The following is a 21,522-nucleotide window of genomic DNA, read 5'->3' as shown; positions in this document are numbered from 1 at the left end:
ATATATTCAACACATTTAGTCAATATACATTTCTTCTTGGACACGCTTCGCGGCTACCTCCCACATCTTTCTTTTCGTTCTAACTAATGTGCAAGATAGTCCGTGTTTTATCCAAAATTATCCACAAAAGTAATTTTTATTCCCGATATAACCAACATAAACCGTGGTTTTCTGTTGTCCGGCATAATAAATCACTATAAATTTACCATTATACAAAAACATGTTGGTTTTCAGGGTAAAAAAACTCTTCTGTTTTTTAATTAAAGCATAAAAGATTTTGCTTTGTCAGATAAATGCGATATTTTTGCAATCACTTGCTGCGACAAGATGAAAAACAAATGGATTTAACAAAAATTTAATTTTTATGGCGAATGTTTATATTCTTATAGGGGCTTTCTTGGCCGCTATAGTATTGGGGAGGATTATAATTCCTAACATTCTTATAATTTCTTTAAGAAAACGGTTGTTCGACCAGCCTGACGCACGAAAGGTTCATAACCGTCCTATTCCGCGTTTGGGAGGTGTCACATTCTTTCCTGTCATCGTTTTTACTTTTACTGTAACTACCGCCCTGAGGGTGATGATGAATGAGATAGAATATGAAGTCTTCACGGCAAAAATGGCGTGCGAATTCCTGTATTTAATCGCAGGTCTTACCCTTCTTTACATCATAGGTATAGGCGATGATCTTATAGGCGTTCGTTATCGCAAGAAATTCCTTGTGCAGATTATTTCCGCATCACTCTTCCCTATCGCCGGACTTTATATAAATAATTTCTACGGAGTATTTGGTATTACTGAGATTCCCGCATGGATAGGTATGCCGTTCACAGTTCTTCTGGTGGTATTCATTACCAATGCCATCAATCTTATCGACGGAATTGACGGACTAGCTTCCGGACTTAGTATGGTGGCCCTTGTAATATTCGGAGTGATATTCATGCACTATAAATTGTGGAACTTCGCCATTCTTGCATTTATATGTGTAGGCGTGATTATTCCTTTTTTTGCATATAATGTATTCGGTAACGCCGACAGGGGACGCAAGATTTTTATGGGCGATACAGGCAGTCTTAGCCTTGGATATATCATAAGTTTCTTTGTTATAAAGTACTGTATGTACATACCTGGCGAAGATATGCAGGCGTACGGTGCTCCTGTAGTAGTGGCATTCAGCGTTCTTCTTGTTCCTTGTCTTGATGTCATTAGAGTGGTATTGAAACGTGCCCGTATGGGACATGCGCTTTTTATGCCTGACAAGAATCATATCCATCATAAATTCCTTGATATGGGCTTCACTCCAAGGCGTGCACTTATTACTATCCAGACTATGTCGGCATGTTTCTGTGCATTCTCTTTTATTGCTGTAAGACACATGAACAACACTCTTGTTTTTGTGATAGATATCGTTGTATGGACTTTGTTGAATTTATGGTTTAACAGGATTATTAATAAGAGGAAGACAATTAAGAATTAATAATTAAAAATTAATAATTAAAAATTAAGGACAGTACGTAAACTGAGTTTATTAGAACTATATGTTCTTTTGTACTTTTTTTAAAAAACGTCAACTAGTATCTAGTCAACTTATCAACTTAAAAACTTACATGAAACTATATACACTCATACTTTCCCTCCTCCCGTTATGTGCTCATGCTGCAAACGACAGTATTTCCGCCAGGGTGGAGACGGAAGCAACTTTTTCGGGGGGCGATTATGCTCCCCTTTGGCTTTCTACCAATAAGTATGGTATGGGAAGCGCTGAAAGCAACAGCTTTTATCTGCGTACGGGTGCCGACTGGAAAAAAGATTTCCGTCGCGGATGGAAAATCGGTGCAGGCCTTGATCTGGCAGGCGGAGCCGGTACAGTGTCCAAATTCTGGGTACAGCAGGCATATTTCGACGTATCATGGCGCATGCTCGGACTGAGCATAGGAAGCAAAGAACGCATAAGCTCTCCCCTTGAGAAAAATGCTGACCTTACTTCTGGATGGATGACCGAGGGAATGAACACACGCCCCATACCTCAGGTACGTGTTGAGATACGCGACTTCTACAGTCTGCCGTTCACCGGTCACTGGCTAGCATTGAAAGGTCATCTGGCATACGGAGCCTTCCTTGACGGCAAGTGGCAGGAAGATTTTACAGCTCCCGGTACACTCTACGGAAGAGATATAAAATATCACAGCAAGGCCCTGATGTTCCGTCTGGGAAACAAGGAGAAACTGCCTGTAGAGTTCGAATTCGGTCTGCATATGGCAACACAGTTCTGTGGTGACCAGATGCGCAAGCTTGCTGACGGAAGCAGTGAACTTGTATTAGATATGCCTGACGGATTACGTAATTATATAAATGCTTTCTTCCCTTCAGCCGGAGGCAGCGATACCACATGGGGCGAACAGGTAAACGTAGAAGGTAACATGTTGGGTAGCTGGAACTTTGCCTTGAATTATTATTTTCGCGACTGGAAATTCCGCTTGTATCTCGATCATTATTTTGAAGATGAGTCACAATTGGTATGGCAGTACGGCAGATGGAAAGACGGACAGATAGGTCTTGACATCACTCTTCCCCAAAACAGATGGGTAAGCAGCATTCTTTGGGAAGGTATTTCTACAAAGGATCAGACAGGCCCGTTGCTCTATGACGGGTTTGCAGGTTCTTTCAGCGACCTTCAGATGAGCGGCTGTGACTCATATTTCAATCATTATATATATCAATCATGGCAATACTACGGTCAGGGAATGGGTTCACCTCTCCTTCCAGGACCTGCATACAACAAGGATCACAGCATAACATTCCGCAGCAACCGTATGAAAGCCCATCATTTCGGATTGCAGGGCGAGCCTACCGAAGAATGGAGCTGGAGACTTCTGGCTTCCTTTGCCCGTCACTGGGGAACATATGATTCGCCTTTCGATGAAGTGAAACATCAGTTCAGCGGAATGGCCGAAGTCCGATACTCCCCTCTCAAACTGAAATACTGGAGCTTTAAAGCTGCATTAGGAGTAGATAACGGCGATTATATAGGAAACTCTGTGGGAGGAACAGTCGGAGTTCAATTTAGAATTAAAAGGTAATAAGGCTTCTTATTAGGTGACAAGGCTTCAGTTACAAGTTGACAAGGTTTGGCTTCACCGACCTTTGGTTCCATCCGGATGGCGGCCTAGTCAACTCGTCAACTTGTCAACTAGTATCTAATCAACTAAAAAACGACTCATTATGAAACAACTATCAATAAATAACCTGATCAACTCGTCAACTAGTATCTTGTTAACTCTTTTGTTCTTATGTCTTCAGCTTATCTCCTGCGAGAAAGCCCCTATCCGCTCAGATGTAGAAGGCTTCTGGAAGCTGGAGAGATTTACCGTCCTTTCCACAGACGAGACTGTAGAATGCCAAAACCTGTATTACAGCATTACCCGCCTTGTAACGGAAGTGTCCGAGCGAAATGGCAGTAACGGATACGGATCATACATCTCCCGCACAGGATATGAAGACGATGAAACAGTCCTTGTACTCAGCGATTTCAAGGTAAGATGGAATACCAGTGATAATGGCGAAAACGCCCCCGTCGAGGATCTCCGTCACTACGGAATAAACTCCCAGTCGGAAACAAAGTTCCAAATCATCCACTGCGACGGCAAGACCATGACACTACAGTCAGATTATGCCTGTCTTGAACTGAAGAAGTTTTGAGGTATTTCCCCAAGCTAAAGTATCTCATTACGTTTGTTTTTCTGTGTTATAATCAAAGCAATCATGCAAAACATCGTCTATATCAGGATATAAAAGTTACAAGTTGACGAGTTGACAAGGCTGCCATCCGAATGGGGAACCTTGTCAACTCGTCTCCTAGTCTCTTAGTATCCAGTATATTCCTCGCTATAAAACCTTTTCTTGAGTTCTTTGTATATTTCCAGCAGTATATCTGTCTTGTTTATCAATTCGTTTATTGCCTGTACCACTTCCTGATCGTCTATAGGGTAGTCATGAGCAATCTCGTTTCTGAGTTCACGGACATATATCCATTCTGAAACTGAAGGAATGATGTTGTATCTTTCCAGCCGGTTCAGTATATCACGCATAGGCAATGAACTTATGTCTTCATTCAGATGCTCCAAAATATAACGGAAAAGTTTGGCTCCCATTGCGTCCTGCAGTTTTGAGAAGCGGAATATAAACTGGTCCAGACAACGGACTTCGTCAGAGGTCAATGTCTGATACTTGTCACACTGTATGGGAAGTATTGCAGACAGTTCGTCCAATGCTTCCTTAATTCGGATTATATGTCTGTCGCATACTTCAAATTCGCGTGTTATACGCTCTCTTATTTCTTTTTCTCTTTCTGTCATTGCAGTAATATACCTTTTGATAAAGCCTCACGTGCTACTACGGATGTCTCGTGATCACCGATAATGTCTATCTTTTGATCTCCAAGCAGTTCTTTCAGCCTTGCTACCATTCGTATTCTTTTCAGTATGCCTCCATCGCTTTGAGGGGTTCGCAACAGAAGGTCTATGTCACCACCACGTTTACTCTCATCGGTGCGTGACCCGAAGAGATATACTTTCACACCCTTGCCGTATATCTCGTCCGCAACTTTCAGTATTGTTTCTATTTCCTTTCTGCTCAAACGCATACATTTTCGTTTTTTACAAATACTCTTTCCACAAAAGTAATTTTTATTCCCGATATAACCAAATTATAAGTTTTTTAGTTTATAAGTTCTTGTATTTTTAAACTATAAATCGCCTAAATTTACCATTCCACAAAAATATATCGGTTTTCAGAATGAAAAGACATCTTATAGGCGTTCGTTATCGCAAGAGAATGCTATTAATAAAAGGTGACAACTCGTCAACTAGTATCCACCATCGATGGCCTCCGTCACTACGGAATAAACTCCCAGTCGGAAACAAAATTCCAAATCATCCACTGCGACGGCAAGACCATGACACTCCAGTCAGATTATGCCCGTCTTGAACTGAAGAAGTTTTGAGGTATTTCCCCAAGCTAAATTATCTCATTACGTTTGTTTTTCTGTGTTATAATGTTTATTTTTGTCACATTGATGAAATTCTAAAAAGTTAAGGGATTTTGTATTAAAATGAACAAGAAAGAAAAAGACATAGCCTTATTCGTTGCATTCTGCATTGAAGAATATGGGGCAGACAAAGGTATGAGTGGTAAGGAAGTTCTTGATCTGTTTTCCAGGTATGGCGTGACCGATTATTTGAGTAAGTGCTTTGAACCGCTTCACACCCAAGGTCGCGATTGGTTAATTGATGAGATAGACGAATTTATACAAATAAGAAAGAATAAGGAAGAATGAAGGTATATCACGGTAGTTTAGAGGTAGTGGAGCACCCTATGATACTCCGTCCTAACCGTAAACTTGACTACGGCGAGGGTTTTTATACCACTACTTCGGAAAAACAATCCAAAGAATGGGCGGAAAGGCGTATGCTTGAGAAACACTCCGACTGTGGATATGTGAATATATATGAGTTTGACGAAACAAAAATATCGGAGTTCAAAAGCCTGATTTTCACTGAACCTGGAAAGGAGTGGGCAGAGTTTGTTTTGGCGAACAGAACACAAAAAGGCTTTACACACGACTATGACATAGTTTATGGACCGGTGGCCAATGATAAGGTTTATATTCAGTTTAGTCTATATGAGTCCGGCGTTATCAGTATTGAAACGCTTATCCGTGAACTTAAGACATACAAATTGGTTGATCAGTATCTTTTTCATACAGAAAAAGCGCTGAAAGCCTTAAATTTTATAGAAGCAATTAAAATAGTATAACGATATGTTCCAGATAAACCAAAGTAATCTTCACCTGCTTTTGCCCGGGAAAATAAGCTGGCTGGTGGAATATCTGCATGATGACTACGGTTTCACGCTTCAAGAGTGTCTGAACCGTATCTACAGCTCAAATCTCTACAAAAAATTATCGACAGAAAGTACCAAATATTGGCATTTGGGCCCTGTAGATTTGTATGAAGAATTGAAAATGGAATTGTGACGAGGGACTAGAGACTAGGGACTAGTTAACTAGTTAACAAGTTGACCAGGTCGCCATCCGGATGGAGAACCTCGTCCCCTTGTAACTGATGCCTAGTAACTTATCAGAACGGTTCCCCCAAATGCTTCACTATCACCGCCACCTCCGCTTTCAGCAGATACTGACGGTTCTTGTCGTACCCCATTTCATCCAGCTCCTTCATCATCGGAGGGCAATTCCTTATCCATCTCCGGAAATTCCTTGAGGCAGCCGCTTTCGACACGTCGGGGAAATACATCATTGCCAGCTCATTCTTCTTGTATGTGCGCAGACGGAATTCCTGTTCAGCCTGCTCTTTCTGTCCGTTGATCATATGCCTTTTGTTTTTGATTTTACGTAAAGTTACTAAAAATCAGGCAGATAACCAAACCATGAAAGAACAATATCGGCGGTATGACCGCCATTGTGCGGATTTTTCCTTTCTTGTGTTCCGGAAAAAACGTGCGCACATTTAAGGTAAAGCGTGCGCACGTTTAAGATCGAATGGACGCACGCTTGAAACCGAACGTGCGCACGCTTAAAAACGGACTTTTCAAGGGGGGATTTCCTGTTGCGTGAGTTATATTTTGTGCTCATTGTGCTCACTTTGTCCGTTTGAACATTTTTTTCAGCTTGCCTGTCTTCTTGAAGCCTGTCTCAACCCTTATTATCAGGCCGCTTGCGAGATATTTTTCAAGTGCTCGTCTGGCTGCGGAGACATTGGATCCACACTTCAGGGCTTCGTCGCGGAACTCGCTGTAACGGAATATGTCAGGCATCTTCTCCAACACCGGAAGAAGCTTGTAGTAATTGGTCAGCTTCTTTCTTGCGGCTGTATTCATCAGCATGGTGGAGATATTGGCGGAATGCTTCAGGCTGGTGAGTACTATCTTCATGGCTATGTCGAAGTCTTCGTCCGAGCATGTGTATTCGTTTACCTGCCATCCGGCTTCCATTATTCTCATGCAGCTCAACACCATGGCTATCCTTATCATGATGAGACCGGACCTCTTCACTATACCTGCCGAATGCGGACTGTCTTCGGCTGTGGCTATACCCAGCTCGGCATCGAAGGTCTCGCTGTGTATGTCCCATTGCTCACGGGTGAAATGTATAAATATCTCTTTGCCGCGGGTGTTGAAGAAATTGACTTTCAGCTTCTCGCCCAGTTTGCCGAACAGTTCTTTAGCGTCGATGTTTCCGTTTCCGTCGAGTGGCGATTGCGACTTCCATCTGTTGTCGGTTCCCATCATATAGAAGAGGAATCGGCTGTACATACCGTCCTCGAGTGACTTGAAGAACCGGACGAACTGCTCGGGAGTACCGCTCATCAGTATTGCCAGTCGGGGTTCTTTCACTTCGATAGGCTCCTTGTCTGTCCTGAAACGCAGACCTATGCCCTCGTGAGCGAATACCATACGCAGCTCGGGGGCATGTCGTGCATAATCGGTGTTCAGGGCTTCGCACATCATGTCTATCTCGGCCAGTATCATGATATTGCCGTCGTCCTTGGCCACCATCATATCTCTGATCAGCTGGCTCTTCGATATGTTGGCATGCAGCAGAAATGCCTGGTAGGGAGGTTCCACAGGTTTCAGCTCTATGTTGGCTGTCCTGTTTTCCTTTATGGCCCTTTTCTGCTCCAGTTCCCATATCTGCATCTTCTTCTCGAACTCCCTCTTCGCAGCGTGATAGATGTTGGCAAATTCCTCGTTTACCTTTATGGCAAGTTCTGTGGCGTACATGGCAGCTCCTTTTCCTGCTCCGGCTTCGGCTACAAAGCATGTATAGAGATGTGGCGAATATTTACGGTTGCCGTAGATTGTCCTTGCTGCCGGGAACAAGCTGCTCAGGACGCTGATGGACGACAGCAGGATTGTATCCCTCTCCCTCTTGTCTTTGGCTATAACGAGCAGCTCGCTGAGGTCTTCCGGAAGATGGTCGTAAATCTCGTCGGGTAATGCCGGACAGAATTCGTCTATCAGCTCCCCTTCATCCTTATCGTTATCCATAACTTCCTCATTATCCGCATTTTGTGTAGTTTGTGCACTCTGAAATGGTTTCATAGGAGCATTTTGAGCATTGTGAGCACTGTTTGTCGGTGTTTGCACTCTTTCCTCACCGTTCTCGTACCCCCATTTTACGGCGTTCGTTATCTCCTTTGCCGTGATGCCGGACTCTACCCCGCGACTGCACGCCAAGGATATCGCTTCGTCAAGTTGCCATGACTGTACCTTGTGCCAGCGGAGATATTTCCCGAGGAAGAGCATGGTGCTGTGACGGCTGCCACGCACGTAGGAATATTTTGCGAAGAAGCGCTCCATTATCTTAGTCACATCGGGAGCTGAGGAACTATCCATTTCCGACTCATATCCAAGCGACAAAGCCTGAGTTACAGGATTGTTCAGGTATCGGAAATCCTCCGAAGTGTCAGGACCGCTCGCAGGAACATAGCTAAATGGATTATAATCCCCGTCATAGTCGAACACCGTAGCGTCAGGATTGAAATAGATATCCGGATCATACGAAGCAAGGCTGGCACGGGCAAAATCCTTGCATGCCATATCCAGATCCATACCAGTCAGCTCCTTCAGACGGGCCGCCACACACTCGTATGCATTACGATACACATCTATATGCACCACGCCAATGTTCACCACTATCCTCAGTCCCCTGCCCGAAGAAGTCACATGCAGGATGACAACCCACGGAAACACCTCCAGCAGTTCACGAGCCGCTTTCAGCTGTTCCGGAAGCATATTGTCAATGTCGAACATCGCCCATCCCGTCCTTTCTGTCGTATCCTTGAAGAAACGCCCCATGCGGCACACTCCCCCATATACCACTGCAGGCAGCTTCAGTTTCAGTCCCGAAGTTTCATCCTTCCTTCCCTCATTCACCAGGGCACGGATCTGCTCCACCAATGATTTGTACTTGCCGTTACGTATGGCATCCACCCACTCGCTTGCATCGATTACTGCGCTAGCCTCTTTGCTGTAGAGGCTTGAAAATTCTGTTACTTTCATTTTAAAATCTCATTTAGTTGTATGGCGCAAATGTACGACATATAATTAAGATAACAAAAGTTAAAAAATACGCCTCTTGTTACGTTTTCAAGCCCTCTAAAGCCGTCTTTATCCCCGTTACATATGATATTTAAGAATATTTTAACACGAAATTTTTTATATGTTTTACAGCATAAAAGTTTCTAAATACAATAAATTATGTCATTTTTACAGATTTTTGTCATATCAGAAGAGATATTTTAAAGAAATATATTATTAACAAATCAAAGTAAATCAAGATGAAAAAAAAGCAAATTCAGTAGAGACAGTATTCAAGATTGTAGAATCATGCTTCCCTTTGTTATATGAACTGTTGGGAGAGGAAAAGTTAGGAAAATACGAAATCGCAAAGCTGAAAAGCATAAGGAAGCGTTTCGACCGTCTTCTGATGGAGATAGAAAGGAGATTGGGAATGAAATAAGTGCATTAGAGCCTCCGACGCTGCAAATAAGTGTCGGAGACTTTTTCACATAATTGCGTATTTGTTTTGCCATTCTCCATTTTTGGATTATTTTTGTATAGAATTTAATATTATCAATATGAGACTTTCAATATCCGACATAAACAAAATAGGAAAAGCAGATATAAAAATCAATGGGCTTACAGTAATTGCAGGAACAAACGACTCCGGTAAAAGTACCGTAGGAAAGATGTTGTTCTCGATAATAAAAGCACTGACAAACAGCAAGGACAGTTCAAAATCAATAGATGACACTATAAATACGAAAGTAAAAGCACTTTATAGAAATCTGATTAGTTTTGACCAATTATATCATACTTCTATTAAAAGAAACATCTTCGGCAGGACTCCCCCTACTAATATTGCAAAACTGATCAAATCCCAAAGCGAAGAGGTTTTCGATATTATGGGTAGAATTTCCGCAGCAATGGAAGAAGCGGAAATCAAGCCACTCCACAAAGCAGTGGTAAACAATCTTATTTCAGAGATATTGGATCTTATGAAAGAAAGCGGCACCCACGAAGGTATGCTGAAACGTGAGCTGCAGGCGATCCTGAAAGCGGAATTCATGAACTCGGTATGTACGTATGACACAGAGCAGTCCACAATAGTGTTTTCGGATGAAAGCGGCAGCAAGGAGCTGAGTGTATATCTGTCGGATAATAATATTACTGAAATAAAAGGTGGCGACGGATGTTTCTTTGATGACATCACCCTGATAGAGTCTCCTTTATATCTTCACATAATCGATGTTCTGTCTTCTGCCAGGACTTTCAACGAAGACGAAAGGGATGTATTTTCGTCACTCAGGCCTTTGGTGAACTATCACATAAAGGATTTCGCCAAGAAACTGGAAAGTTTCAAATACAGTATTGTAAATTCCCAAACCTATAACGACGATTTACAAAACATTAATAATATTACAGGAGGAAGTTTCAGTTTCGACCAGGACAGTAAAAATATTTTATGGATAAAGGATAACAAGAAGTTCCAGGTGGTAAATGTGGCTTCGGGTATAAAGTCGTTCGGCGTAATGCAGATGCTGAAAGGTATTGATTCTATAAATGAAAGAAAAATTCTCATTTGGGACGAACCCGAAAATCATCTTCATCCCGAATGGCAGATAAAGCTTGCAGCTCTGTTGGTGGAGCAGGCTTCGAAAGGTATTCCGATTCTTGTCACTTCCCATAGTCCGTATTTCATTCAAGCTATAAGATACTTCTCCAATAAAATGAAAATGGAAAAGTTCGTGAATTATTACATGGCCGACGAACAGGGAAACGGAACTTGTATAATGAATGACTATACAGAAGACCTAAACAAGATTTTCTTCAAACTGGCTCAGCCAATGAACAGTATAATCAATATAGGTTTATAATGGATATGTATTCGCCTAAATATATATTTGACTGCGTTCTGAAATATGCGGGCAACGGAACAGTATTATTATGTTCATTGCATAAACCATGTAAGGGAAACTATTGCAGCTTACCTCAAAACACTCAGGTAATTGATTTTGACAGTGTAAAGGAAAAATGGGATAAAGCACATAAAAATTCATCCCATTCGTCCGTTGACGCACTGGCATATAACAAGAAACTGTGTTTTGTTGAAATCAAAGGTTGGATAAAGTTTCTGGAGAATCAGAAAATATTAAAGAAGGACAGTTTAACGGAAAAAGATACAGATACTCTTAAAAAGAAAATCGACAAGCAATCAGCAAGCTACGATTACCAGAAAAAACTTCTTGACAGCATAATCCTATGCGAGAATATCTCAGGTCAGAATAATATAGGTAAGGATGTACCGATACAGTTTATTCTGGTAACTGACATTAATCCTGCAACCAGCCCTATTGAATCGTTTGCAGAACAATTATTTATGCTTGCAAACACTTCTACCAGCTGGGAGAAGATTTGCAGCGAGACCATGTATAATCATCTTAAGGACCAATTGGGAACAAATAATACATTTTTTATCCAATGTAAGGATTTTGACGATTTCATAAAAAATCACGGTTGAGACAAAACATAATCAAATCAAGCCTAAGAATAATAGTTCTTGGGCTATTATTTTTTTATATTGGACTATATTTTTTTATATATTGTCAGATTTTTTGTTACAACATAACTTTTTTTTGTAATTTTGTGCGCGATTATAGTCATACGGACTCTCTGTCATCCGCTTTTCAGTGGAAATACGGATGTGACAGGGAGCCGCGAAGCGCACCCGAAAATATGTGTTTTCAGAAATCGAATGTATTTTTATAATATGAGAAAATTAATCTATTCCTTATTGTTTTCTGCTGCATTATTTAGCAGTTGTACGTCATACAAGAACGTACCTTATCTTCAGCAACCTGAAATTGTAAACGCCTATGGTCAGGAAATCCCTCTCTACGATGCTACTATCATGCCTAAGGATTTGTTGAGCATTACAGTGAATACCACTGACCCAATGGCTGCCGCACCGTTTAATCTTACTGTACAGTCGCCTTTGAATGCTGCATCATCTATTATGAATACAACAATGCAGCCTACACTTCAACAATATCTTGTAAACAACAGCGGTGAGATAGATTTCCCTGTCATCGGCCGTATCAAAGTAGGCGGTATGACCAAGAATCAGGCTGAGGATCTTATCCGACAGAAGCTGCAGCCATACCTTAAGGAAACTCCTATCGTTACAGTACGTATGGTTAACTATAAGATTTCCGTACTTGGTGAGGTTGCCCGTCCCGGCAGTTTCACTGTTACCAACGAGAAAGTCAATGTCCTTGAAGCCCTGGCTATGGCAGGCGATATGACTGTGTATGGTTTACGTACTAATGTGAAGCTAGTTCGTGAGGATGCCGAAGGCAAACGCAATATCATTACTCTCGATCTTACCGACAGTCAGCTTATCACATCTCCCTATTTCTATCTGAAGCAGAACGATATCATTTATGTCACCCCGAACAAAACCAAGGCAAAGAGTTCTGATATAGGAACCACCACTACCACATGGATTTCGGCCACATCCATCCTTATTTCGCTGGCCAGCCTTATTGTAAACATTGTAAGATAATCAAAAAATCAGTAAAATAAAGATATAAACAGCTATGGTTGAAAACAGCATGTCAGAATTCAATGAAGTTCAGGAAGAGTCGTCTTTCAATATTTATGAGATAATTTTCAAGTATCTGGTATATTGGCCGTGGTTTGTAGCCAGCGTTATTATCTGTCTGGTCTGTGCCTTTATATATATGCGTTACCAGGTGCCTGTATATAGCGTTTCTTCCAGTGTACTTATCAAGGAGGACGACCCACGTACCAAGATGATGAACAATACCAACGGAGCGCTTGCTGCCCTTCAGGATATGGGCGGTTTTTCCATGACCACTACATTCGACAATGAAGTTGAGATCCTCAAGTCACGCACTCTTGTCCGCAAGGCTGTAGTTGACCTCGGCCTTTATGTCAACATATCACAGAAACGCTTCTTCGGATACAACACCCCATTGTATAAGAATTCTCCTGTCAATGTATATCTTACTCCCGACGAAGCCGAGAAGCTCCGTGGAGGGGTAAAACTGGATATAAAATATACTACATCCGGAAAACTCAGCGTGAAAGCAGAATATACTGTCAATAAGGAAGAATATGAATTCAAGCAGGAATTTGACAGTATTCCAGCAGTCCTTCCTACCCCTGTAGGAGTGTTCAGCTTCACACGTAATGAGGCTGTTGACTCTTTGGCTAAAGATGTTGAACTGGTTGCATATGTCGCGTCTCCTACAGCTGTCGCCATGTCGTATGCGTCCAGTCTTAGTGTAGAGCCTACATCCAAAACTACCACTATAGCCCAAATATCTGTCAACAATTCCAATACCCAAAGAGGTATTGACTTTATCAACAGTCTGGTAGAGAATTACAATAAGGATGCCAACAACGAGAAGAATGAAGTGGCACGCAAATCTGCCGAGTTTATCGAAGATCGTCTGGCTATTATAAATACCGAACTTGGCACTACAGAATCAGAACTTGCGGCATTCAAGCAGCGTTCAGGGTTAACCGATTTAAAGGCAGACGCAGAGTTGGCTCTTCAGCAGAACTCTCAGTATGAACAGCAGCGTATCCAGAATGCGACACAGATAAGCCTGGTAGAGTTTCTTCAGAACTATATAAACAATCCCGTAAATGCCAATGAGGTAATCCCCGCCAATGTAGGTCTTCAGGACGCAAATCTTACCTCTGTTATCAATCAGTACAACACTATGATAATAGAGCGTAACCGCCTTTTGCGTACATCGTCCGAAAGTAACCCTGCCGTAGTGAATATGAATACCGGCATTGAGTCCATGCGCAAGAGCGTGCAGACTACTGTTCAGAGCGTTCTTCGTGGCCTTCAGATAGCTAAGGCTGATATCGAACGTCAGGCAAAGAAGTTTGAAAACCGTATAAGCGATGCTCCTAAGCAGGAAAAGGAATTCCTTACCATCTCACGTCAACAGGAAATCAAGGCATCACTCTACATCATGCTTCTTAAGAAACGTGAGGAAAATGCCATCACCCTAGCTGCTACAGCAAACAACGGCCGAATTATAGAAACCCCATTACCGGGAACAGCTCCTGTATCTCCAAAGAAAAAGATAATAGCTTTAGCTGCTCTTGTCCTGGGATTAGGGATACCTGTAGGAGTAATCTTCCTTCGTGATTTGCTTAAATATAAGATAGAAAGCCATGAAGATGTTGAAAAGCTTACCGATGTAAGTATATTGGCTGATATACCACAAACTAAAACTGAAGGTGCAGGCGCCATAGTTGTACGTGAGAACCATAATAATATTATGGAAGAAATGTTCCGCAGCCTTCGTACTAACCTTCTCTTTATGCTTGAAAAAGGTGAGAAAGTCATATTGTTTACATCAACAATGTCGGCAGAAGGAAAGTCCTTTGTGGCAGGTAATTTGGCTGCCAGTCTTGCCTTCCTTGGCAAGAAAACCATTATCGTAGGACTTGATATCCGTAAACCGGGACTGAACAAGGTCTTTAAGCTTAGTCGTCATGCCGAAGGTATTACCAATTATCTTTCCTCACCAGACACTGTTAATCTATTTAATATGATTCAGCACTCAGATGTCAGTTCAAACCTTGATATCCTTCCGGGTGGAACCGTCCCTCCTAACCCAACAGAACTGGTAACACGTGAAGTCCTTGACAAGGCTATAGCCCAGCTAAAGGAGCATTATGACTATATTGTGCTTGATACGGCACCTATAGGTATGGTAACTGATACTGCCATTATCAGCCGTGTAGCGGATATAGGCGTATATATATGTCGTGCCGATTTCACTCCAAAGGCAGGTTTCGAGTATATCAATGTCTTGAAACGTGAAAAGAAGTTCCCGAAACTGGCTACTGTTATCAACGGTATAGACATGAGTAAACGTAAGCATAGTTACGGTTATGGTTATGGTAAGAAATACGGCTATGGAAAGGGATATGGTTACGGATACGGCTATGGTTTTGAACATGAAGTGAATAATTAACAGTTTTTTTAGTAACTAAATTATAGGAAATCCGTTCTTACATACAGTTTTATTATTGTATGTAAGAACGGATAATGCGTGAAATAAGTAAAGACAATAGTTATTTATGAGTAATAATACATCTGATAATAATAAAAGAATAGCTAAAAATACCATATATTTATATATACGCCAAATCTTTGTTATGGTAGTATCTCTATATACATCTAGAGTTGTGCTTGCAACATTAGGTGAAGTAGATTATGGTATTTATAATGTTGTAGGAGGTATAGTTACTTTATTTACATTTCTAAATTTTGCGATGGGATGTGCGACGAACCGTTTTATAACGTTTGAATTAGGTAGGAAAAATTATGATAAACTTAATCTCGTTTTTTCATATAGTGTAATTATTCATATAGTAATTGCTTTTATAATTTTGATTATAGGAGAAACTATTGGACTTTGGTTCCTTAATTCACATATGAATATTCCTATTGAACGTATGGATGCAGCTAGATGGGTTTATCAATTTTCTATTTTTACATGTATGGTAAATATTATGAGTGTCCCATATAATGCTTTAATAATTTCATACGAGAAAATGAATTTTTACGCAATATTGTCTATAATAGAAACGTTATTAAAATTAATAATAATATGGGGATTAGTAGTATGGGGCAAAGATAAACTTATATTATATTCAATTCTAATATTTTTGGTAAGTTTATTAGTTAGAATATTGAACCAACTATATACAACTCGAAAGTTTAAAGATGTACATTATGTTAAAGTAAAAGATAAAAAAACACTAAAAGAAATGATTAGTTATGCTAGCTGGAGTTTATTAGGAAGTGCTGGCGTTGTTTTTGCTAATCAAGGGCAGAATATAATATTAAATATTTTCTTTGGCCCAATTGTAAATGCAGCAAGAGGAATCTCTATGCAAGTTAAAACAGCAATTGAATCTTTTGCTAGTAATTTCTATAATGCAGTTGCCCCACAAATAAATAAATCATATGCCTCAAATGATCTTGATTATATGAGGAATTTAATCTTAAGTTCTTCAAGGTATATGTATTATTTATTATTTATTTTTGCTTTTCCTATTATACTAAACATTAATTTTATATTAAAGATATGGTTAAAGGACGTTCCAGAACATACTCCTATATTTGTATCATTAATGTTGTGTATATCTATGTTAACCTGTTTAGGACGGCCTTTATCTAGTGCAAATGGTGCGACTGGAAATATTAGAAAATTTCAGATCTTAGAAGGAACCACTAATTTATTATTAATACCTATTACTTGGGCTATTTTGTTAATATATCCGATTTCAGAATTAGCTTTTATAATACAAATTATAATGTGTATTATATTACAGTGTATTAGGTTATTTGTTGTATGTCCACAAATATCACTATCTTATAAATCTTATTGGAGAAAATTTATTTTACCTTGTATAAAGATTACATTTATTTCTGTACCTATTCCTATTTTACTAAAAATATCTTTACCGGAAAATTTTATAACTTTTGTATTTATAGTTATATTATCAATTTTGATAATACTATTTTCTGTATATTATATAGGTATAACTGAAAATGAACGAGTATTTATAAATAATAAAATTAAATTTTTAAAGAAAAAATGAATTTTTATATACCACATAAAAAAGAATCAAAAAAATCTTATGTATTGTTGTTTATAATTATACTCATAGGTATTCATTTTTTTGGTCTGCAGCCTGTTGCAAATTATGTAAATTCTCCATCTAAGCCTGCTATCCTAATTAGATGCATAATATTTTTATTTTTTGCATTAAAAATAAATAGGGAGCAAAATGAATATACAAGAACATTATTATACCTATGGCTATCATTAGGGTTAAATAAAATATCATCATTTATTTTTAATCAACAACCTTTTTCATCATCCTTATTTCAAGGTTTTTTTGTTTATGATTTGGGATTTTTTTATATTATATCGTATATAAAACCTTCAATAAAACAAATAGAAAAAATAATTTTATATTTAGGAGTAATAGGATTAGGTATATATTATATTCAATATATGCTTTTACCTAAACCTTTAGTCGAGTCGCTAACTTCAGGATGGAGAGCTATCAATGAAGTTTCAGAATTTGATATAAAACGCTTTACACTTACAGGAGAAGTCTTAATTTTTTTATGTGGATTATTGTGTCTGAATAAATACCTTCATCACAAGAGAAAAATATTTATCATAATATATATACTTGTTTTTTCTATGTGTATTTTACATGGGTATAGAAGTCTCATTATAAGTTTTATAGTATCTTCTTGCTTTATTTTTTATAAAATGCACGGATTTAGATTTAATGGTACGGCAGTTGGTTTTCTAATAGTTATCATATGTTTAACTTTTTTGATAAAAAACACTTCTTTGTTTAATGAAGTATTAGAAACATTTGAAGAAAAGAATTTAGCACAATCATCAGAAAGTATTTTTGAATTGGATCGAATAATTGAATTTAAATATTTTTATGACAATATAAAAAGTCCTATCGAATGGTTTTTTGGAGCTGGTTTTATAGGTAAAAATCTTACAGGTATTGATAGTTTTATAAATTGGGTGGATTTAGGTTTTATTGGTCTATCATTTATGGGAGGAATACTAATAACTTTTTTTTGGTTAAGACTTTTATTTTTGAATATACGTAAAGTTAAAAGTAAAGAATATGTATATATTAGAGCCTTTTCTTTATTTATATTATTATCCACGATTGCTTTACCTATAGCATTTATAGATAAATCACCTATAATACAGTCATTAGCATTTTATTTATTTTTTCAAATAAAAAAATCCGAAAATAGAAAATTATCATGTTAAATATAGCTTTTTATCTTGATAACGCTAAATTGTCTAAAACTAATTGGACTAATATTCTTAAAGGAAACCCTGGCGTTGGAGGTTCAGAATATGAGATTATACTTACTGCATATAAATTATCATTATATAAAAAATACTCAGTTATTGTATTTGCCCACTATATAGAAAGATTCCCAACAGGTTTAAATCTTATTAAAATAAACAATATTGGAGAGGCTTTAGATATAGCATCAAAAAAGAATACAAAATACTTTATATTTAAAGAGGAGCCACAATGGATAAAGGAAGGATATTTAAATAATCTTCCTAATAGCTTATTTCTGATACCATGGTGTCATAACTTTTTAAAATCATGGCGACTTGATTTTTATTCAAAATGTCCTAATATTAAATCATTGATCATGGTAGGACGAGAGCAAGCTGATTTATACAGAGATCATAAAGTTTTTAGAAAAATTGATTATATATATAATGGATTTCCAATACCGCAAAAGAAAGAAATACTTGATATATTTACCCCGATAGAAAAAAGAAGTAACATAGTTACTTTTATGGCTAGTATTATGCCCTTTAAAGGTTTCCATATATTAGCAAAAGCTTGGCCGAAAATAATAGATGAAGTTCCTGATGCGCAACTTTATGTTATAGGTTCAGGGAAAGTTTATGATGAGAATAAAGTATTAGGTAAATATGGAATCGCAGAAGAAAGTTATGAAAGAGTTTTTATGCCTTACCTCACTGATAAAGAAGGAAATATTTTACCTAGTGTTCATTTTATGGGACGTATGGGAACAGAAAAAATTGAAATAATAAAAAAAACAAAGGTTGCGGTCCCTAACCCATCAGGAGATACTGAAACTTTTGGAATAGGCGCAGTAGAATTTGGAATAATGGGATGTGATGTAATAACTAGAAGGTGTTGTGGCTACTTGGATACTGTATTTAATAAGAAAAATCTTTATTCACAGAGGAAGTCTAAAATACTGGCAAAATATGTTATAAAAGCATTAAAGCAACCAAATAATAATTTTGAAGATGTTTATAATGATATAAAAAAAAGATTTTCTATAGAACAAACTGTCAAAGAATGGGATTGTTTATTTGAGAAATTAGAAAATGGAGAAAATAAAATTCATGATTTAGAAAAAAATATTCCTAATAAAACATTTAGATATAAATGGCTTAGAATTATATATTCATACATTAATAAATTATTTCTGTATAAATTACCTCCTATGATAAAATGGAGTGAAAATAGATTGATCATTCATATCAACTGGTTAAGAAATCAAAATTATTAAAAATAACTATGGAAATTCCTAAAGTATCAATAATTATACCATGTTATAAGGTTGAAAAACTAATAAACAGGTGTTTAAAAACAGTTGTATCACAATCACTAAAAGATATTGAGATAATTTTAGTGGATGATAAATCGCCAGATAATACTCCTAATTTATGTGATGAATGGGCAAAAAAGGATTCTCGAATTTTAGTTATTCATAAAGAAAAAAATGAAGGATTAGGTTATGCACGTAATGCTGGATTAGAAGTTGCTAATGGTGAATATATAGCATTCATAGATTCTGATGATTATATAGATACAGATATGTATAAAATATTGTACGAATCTGCAACAACGGAAAAAATATATGATGCTGTTTTATGTGGTTTACGAAAAGAAATTGAATCGAATTTATATTTATACATAAAAGACTATGATACCCCTACAATATTTACTAAACCACAAATGGAATGTCTGGCTTTATCTTTTTTAGAAAAAACAGAATTAAATACAAATAACAGATTATTCATGTCCGTATGGCATGGTATATATAAAAGAGAACTAATAGAGAATATAAATCTTAGATTTTATTCAGAACGTGATATTTTATCAGAAGATTTACCTTTTCAGATTTCTTTTTTTAGTAATGCTTCAATTGTAAAGTTTATACCGGATGTATTATATACATATTGTTTAAATTCAAATAGTCTTTCTAATTCATTTGATATTAAAAAATTTGAAACAGCAGAAAACCTAAAAAAATTATTATACGAATTACTTCCAAAAACAAATAAATCAAAATCATATGTGGATTTAGAGTATTACGGTAGAGTTAGATATTTATTAATACGTTTATTATTAGCTAAAAATATATCTGTAATACATAAATATAAATTCATAAAGAAATTATGTAATAGGGATTTGTGGAATAAAATTGATGTATCACTTGGATATAAAATATATACATGGAAATATATGAAGCAATACAAATTGCTTAAAACTCAAAAGCCATTATCCTTAATAGTGTTTGTCTTATTTGATAAATATGTAAATAAAAAGAACTTGAAAAGGATGTTTAATTTAAACATAAAAGGATGAAAGATATATTATTTATGATAGGTTCATTATCTGCTGGTGGAGCAGAGAAAAGCTTGGTTTCTTTATTGAATACATTACCAAGTGATAAATATTCAATAGACTTGATTCTATCTAAAAAAGAGGGATTATTTTATCCATTGTTACCTGATAATATTAATGTAATAGAAGCTCCTTTTCCATATAGTTGTTTAACTAGATCTCCAAAAGATTTTCAATATTATTTAAATCATGGTATTTTATTTTGGATAAAAAAAATATACAGACTTTATAAAAGCAAAAGGAATATAAAAGAATATGCTTTACAACAAAGTCTTTGGAAATATTGGAGAGATGATATTCCTATATATGAAAAAAAATATGATATTGCCATTTCTTTTTTAGAAGGTTTTCCAAATTATTATATTATAGATAAGGTAAATGCTAATAAGAAATTTTTATGGATTCATAGTGAATATAGAAAATTAAAATATAATTCAAGTTTTGATTATTCATATTTTTCTAAAGCAGATAAAATAATAACAATCTCATCTATTTGCAAAGAAAGCCTATTGACATTCTTTCCTGATTTAAAAAATAAATTTGATGTTATTGAAAATATATCAAATCCTGATTTAATCAGAAAAATGTCTTTAGAAAAAGTTACAGATATATCTATAGATGAAAAGAAGTTTAAAATTCTATCGGTTGGAAGATTAGTTCCTGTAAAGGCTTTTGATTTAGCCTTAAAATCTGCATATTTACTAAAGAAAAGAAATGTCAATTTTGTATGGTACATAATTGGTGATGGTATATTGAAAAAAGAATTACAAAAGATGATACAAGATTTAGAACTGACCAATAATGTTTATCTTCTAGGATTAAAAATTAATCCATATAAATATATGAATTTAGCAGATATAATTGTACAATCATCAAAATACGAAGGCAAATCAATAGCTATTGATGAAGCAAAGATATTATATAAACCAATTGTAAGTACTAATTATACAACAGTATATGATGTGATAAAAAATAATGAGACTGGTATTATCACTGATATGACTCCTGAAGCATTATCTAATGGAATATATAAGTTATATGAGAATTTAGAATTAAGATCTTATATATCTGAAAATATAAAAAATGAGGAAAATAATAATAATCTTGAAATAAATAAATATATTGATTTAATTAGCTAAT

21 protein-coding genes are annotated in these 21,522 nt (G+C 36.9%); 17 read left to right on the top strand and 4 right to left on the bottom strand.

All coding sequences use genetic code 11. From position 1 onward, the window contains the following. The first annotated feature begins 364 nt into the window (after positions 1-364). The 3 genes from NW213_RS11065 to NW213_RS11055 all read left to right on the top strand — a co-directional run bounded on the left by NW213_RS11065 (position 365) and on the right by NW213_RS11055 (position 3,699). The gene (locus NW213_RS11065; RefSeq protein WP_258322803.1) at positions 365-1,477 is read left to right on the top strand and encodes an MraY family glycosyltransferase; all 1,113 of its coding nucleotides are present in this window, start codon (positions 365-367) and stop codon (positions 1,475-1,477) included. A gap of 130 nt (positions 1,478-1,607) precedes the next feature. Further along, entirely contained in the window at positions 1,608-3,080 is a 1,473-nt protein-coding gene (locus tag NW213_RS11060; RefSeq protein WP_258322802.1) for a capsule assembly Wzi family protein, read from the top strand. 142 nt (positions 3,081-3,222) lie between these two features. After that, positions 3,223-3,699 (top strand): lipocalin-like domain-containing protein, encoded by a 477-nt coding sequence (locus NW213_RS11055; RefSeq protein WP_258322801.1) that lies wholly within the window; start codon positions 3,223-3,225, stop codon positions 3,697-3,699. Between the two features lie 164 nt (positions 3,700-3,863). Here NW213_RS11055 and NW213_RS11050 read toward each other — a convergent pair whose 3' ends face one another. Further along, positions 3,864-4,355, bottom strand: a complete 492-nt coding sequence (locus NW213_RS11050) for a toxin-antitoxin system antitoxin subunit (protein ID WP_204394051.1) — start codon at positions 4,353-4,355, stop codon at positions 3,864-3,866. After that, positions 4,352-4,642, bottom strand: a complete 291-nt coding sequence (locus NW213_RS11045; RefSeq protein WP_154042700.1) for a nucleotidyltransferase domain-containing protein — start codon at positions 4,640-4,642, stop codon at positions 4,352-4,354. Before NW213_RS11045 ends, NW213_RS11050 begins: the two co-directional genes overlap by 4 nt. Before the next feature lie 207 nt (positions 4,643-4,849). On the opposite strand from NW213_RS11045, the gene NW213_RS11040 reads away from it, so the two are divergent. From NW213_RS11040 to NW213_RS11025, 4 genes are all read left to right on the top strand, one after another. Continuing rightward, a complete protein-coding gene (locus NW213_RS11040) occupies positions 4,850-5,002 on the top strand; it encodes a lipocalin-like domain-containing protein (protein WP_258322800.1) in 153 nt (50 codons plus the stop codon). Positions 5,003-5,110: 108 nt separating this feature from the next. Continuing rightward, positions 5,111-5,335 (top strand): DUF3791 domain-containing protein, encoded by a 225-nt coding sequence (locus NW213_RS11035; protein WP_258322799.1) that lies wholly within the window; start codon positions 5,111-5,113, stop codon positions 5,333-5,335. Next, on the top strand, positions 5,332-5,814 hold the full coding sequence (locus NW213_RS11030) for a DUF3990 domain-containing protein (RefSeq protein WP_258322798.1): 483 nt from the start codon (positions 5,332-5,334) through the stop codon (positions 5,812-5,814). The genes NW213_RS11035 and NW213_RS11030 overlap by 4 nt, the downstream gene beginning before the upstream one ends. A gap of 4 nt (positions 5,815-5,818) precedes the next feature. Further along, positions 5,819-6,034, top strand: coding sequence for a hypothetical protein (locus tag NW213_RS11025; RefSeq protein WP_154042698.1), 216 nt, complete (start codon positions 5,819-5,821; stop codon positions 6,032-6,034). A gap of 103 nt (positions 6,035-6,137) precedes the next feature. Here NW213_RS11025 and NW213_RS11020 read toward each other — a convergent pair whose 3' ends face one another. Together NW213_RS11020 and NW213_RS11015 are read right to left on the bottom strand one after the other, a co-directional pair. Continuing rightward, positions 6,138-6,386, bottom strand: coding sequence for a DUF4248 domain-containing protein (locus NW213_RS11020; RefSeq protein WP_204394045.1), 249 nt, complete (start codon positions 6,384-6,386; stop codon positions 6,138-6,140). A 268-nt stretch (positions 6,387-6,654) separates the two neighbouring features. Then, positions 6,655-9,078, bottom strand: a complete 2,424-nt coding sequence (locus NW213_RS11015; protein WP_258322797.1) for a DUF3987 domain-containing protein — start codon at positions 9,076-9,078, stop codon at positions 6,655-6,657. 337 nt (positions 9,079-9,415) lie between these two features. Here NW213_RS11015 and NW213_RS11010 point away from each other — a divergent pair, with 337 nt between their 5' ends. The 10 genes from NW213_RS11010 to NW213_RS10965 all read left to right on the top strand — a co-directional run bounded on the left by NW213_RS11010 (position 9,416) and on the right by NW213_RS10965 (position 21,521). Then, positions 9,416-9,538, top strand: coding sequence for a hypothetical protein (locus NW213_RS11010; RefSeq protein WP_258322796.1), 123 nt, complete (start codon positions 9,416-9,418; stop codon positions 9,536-9,538). Positions 9,539-9,656: 118 nt separating this feature from the next. Continuing rightward, positions 9,657-10,955, top strand: coding sequence for an ATP-binding protein (locus NW213_RS11005; RefSeq protein ID WP_258322795.1), 1,299 nt, complete (start codon positions 9,657-9,659; stop codon positions 10,953-10,955). 5 nt (positions 10,956-10,960) lie between these two features. Then, positions 10,961-11,599, top strand: coding sequence for a hypothetical protein (locus NW213_RS11000; protein ID WP_258322794.1), 639 nt, complete (start codon positions 10,961-10,963; stop codon positions 11,597-11,599). A 249-nt stretch (positions 11,600-11,848) separates the two neighbouring features. After that, the gene (locus NW213_RS10995; protein ID WP_258322793.1) at positions 11,849-12,643 is read left to right on the top strand and encodes a polysaccharide biosynthesis/export family protein; all 795 of its coding nucleotides are present in this window, start codon (positions 11,849-11,851) and stop codon (positions 12,641-12,643) included. Between the two features lie 34 nt (positions 12,644-12,677). Further along, a complete protein-coding gene (locus NW213_RS10990) occupies positions 12,678-15,107 on the top strand; it encodes a tyrosine-protein kinase (protein ID WP_258322792.1) in 2,430 nt (809 codons plus the stop codon). A gap of 106 nt (positions 15,108-15,213) precedes the next feature. Further along, on the top strand, positions 15,214-16,743 hold the full coding sequence (locus NW213_RS10985; RefSeq protein ID WP_258322791.1) for a lipopolysaccharide biosynthesis protein: 1,530 nt from the start codon (positions 15,214-15,216) through the stop codon (positions 16,741-16,743). Beyond that, positions 16,740-17,960, top strand: a complete 1,221-nt coding sequence (locus tag NW213_RS10980) for a hypothetical protein (protein WP_258322790.1) — start codon at positions 16,740-16,742, stop codon at positions 17,958-17,960. Before NW213_RS10985 ends, NW213_RS10980 begins: the two co-directional genes overlap by 4 nt. Beyond that, the gene (locus NW213_RS10975) at positions 17,954-19,261 is read left to right on the top strand and encodes a glycosyltransferase (protein ID WP_258322789.1); all 1,308 of its coding nucleotides are present in this window, start codon (positions 17,954-17,956) and stop codon (positions 19,259-19,261) included. Before NW213_RS10980 ends, NW213_RS10975 begins: the two co-directional genes overlap by 7 nt. Positions 19,262-19,269: 8 nt before the next feature. After that, entirely contained in the window at positions 19,270-20,343 is a 1,074-nt protein-coding gene (locus NW213_RS10970) for a glycosyltransferase (protein ID WP_258322788.1), read from the top strand. Continuing rightward, positions 20,340-21,521: a glycosyltransferase gene (locus NW213_RS10965; RefSeq protein WP_258322787.1), complete on the top strand. Its 1,182-nt coding sequence runs from the start codon at positions 20,340-20,342 to the stop codon at positions 21,519-21,521. Before NW213_RS10970 ends, NW213_RS10965 begins: the two co-directional genes overlap by 4 nt. Position 21,522: the final 1 nt, after the last annotated feature.

It is taken from the genome of Bacteroides sp. ET336 (assembly GCF_024733815.1).
In the GTDB taxonomy this organism is placed as follows: domain Bacteria; phylum Bacteroidota; class Bacteroidia; order Bacteroidales; family Bacteroidaceae; genus Phocaeicola; species Phocaeicola cellulolyticus.
Note: the sequence above shows the minus strand (reverse complement) of the source record. Positions and strands in the feature narration are given on the sequence as shown.

Coding starts and splice junctions, on each gene's coding strand:
- NW213_RS11065 (WP_258322803.1), top strand. CDS start 365: ATGGCGAATGTTTATATTCTTATAGGGGCTTTCTTGGCCGCTATAGTA.
- NW213_RS11060 (WP_258322802.1), top strand. CDS start 1,608: ATGAAACTATATACACTCATACTTTCCCTCCTCCCGTTATGTGCTCAT.
- NW213_RS11055 (WP_258322801.1), top strand. CDS start 3,223: ATGAAACAACTATCAATAAATAACCTGATCAACTCGTCAACTAGTATC.
- NW213_RS11050 (WP_204394051.1), bottom strand. CDS start 4,355: ATGACAGAAAGAGAAAAAGAAATAAGAGAGCGTATAACACGCGAATTT.
- NW213_RS11045 (WP_154042700.1), bottom strand. CDS start 4,642: ATGCGTTTGAGCAGAAAGGAAATAGAAACAATACTGAAAGTTGCGGAC.
- NW213_RS11035 (WP_258322799.1), top strand. CDS start 5,111: ATGAACAAGAAAGAAAAAGACATAGCCTTATTCGTTGCATTCTGCATT.
- NW213_RS11030 (WP_258322798.1), top strand. CDS start 5,332: ATGAAGGTATATCACGGTAGTTTAGAGGTAGTGGAGCACCCTATGATA.
- NW213_RS11025 (WP_154042698.1), top strand. CDS start 5,819: ATGTTCCAGATAAACCAAAGTAATCTTCACCTGCTTTTGCCCGGGAAA.
- NW213_RS11020 (WP_204394045.1), bottom strand. CDS start 6,386: ATGATCAACGGACAGAAAGAGCAGGCTGAACAGGAATTCCGTCTGCGC.
- NW213_RS11015 (WP_258322797.1), bottom strand. CDS start 9,078: ATGAAAGTAACAGAATTTTCAAGCCTCTACAGCAAAGAGGCTAGCGCA.
- NW213_RS11005 (WP_258322795.1), top strand. CDS start 9,657: ATGAGACTTTCAATATCCGACATAAACAAAATAGGAAAAGCAGATATA.
- NW213_RS11000 (WP_258322794.1), top strand. CDS start 10,961: ATGTATTCGCCTAAATATATATTTGACTGCGTTCTGAAATATGCGGGC.
- NW213_RS10995 (WP_258322793.1), top strand. CDS start 11,849: ATGAGAAAATTAATCTATTCCTTATTGTTTTCTGCTGCATTATTTAGC.
- NW213_RS10990 (WP_258322792.1), top strand. CDS start 12,678: ATGGTTGAAAACAGCATGTCAGAATTCAATGAAGTTCAGGAAGAGTCG.
- NW213_RS10985 (WP_258322791.1), top strand. CDS start 15,214: ATGAGTAATAATACATCTGATAATAATAAAAGAATAGCTAAAAATACC.
- NW213_RS10980 (WP_258322790.1), top strand. CDS start 16,740: ATGAATTTTTATATACCACATAAAAAAGAATCAAAAAAATCTTATGTA.
- NW213_RS10975 (WP_258322789.1), top strand. CDS start 17,954: ATGTTAAATATAGCTTTTTATCTTGATAACGCTAAATTGTCTAAAACT.
- NW213_RS10970 (WP_258322788.1), top strand. CDS start 19,270: ATGGAAATTCCTAAAGTATCAATAATTATACCATGTTATAAGGTTGAA.
- NW213_RS10965 (WP_258322787.1), top strand. CDS start 20,340: ATGAAAGATATATTATTTATGATAGGTTCATTATCTGCTGGTGGAGCA.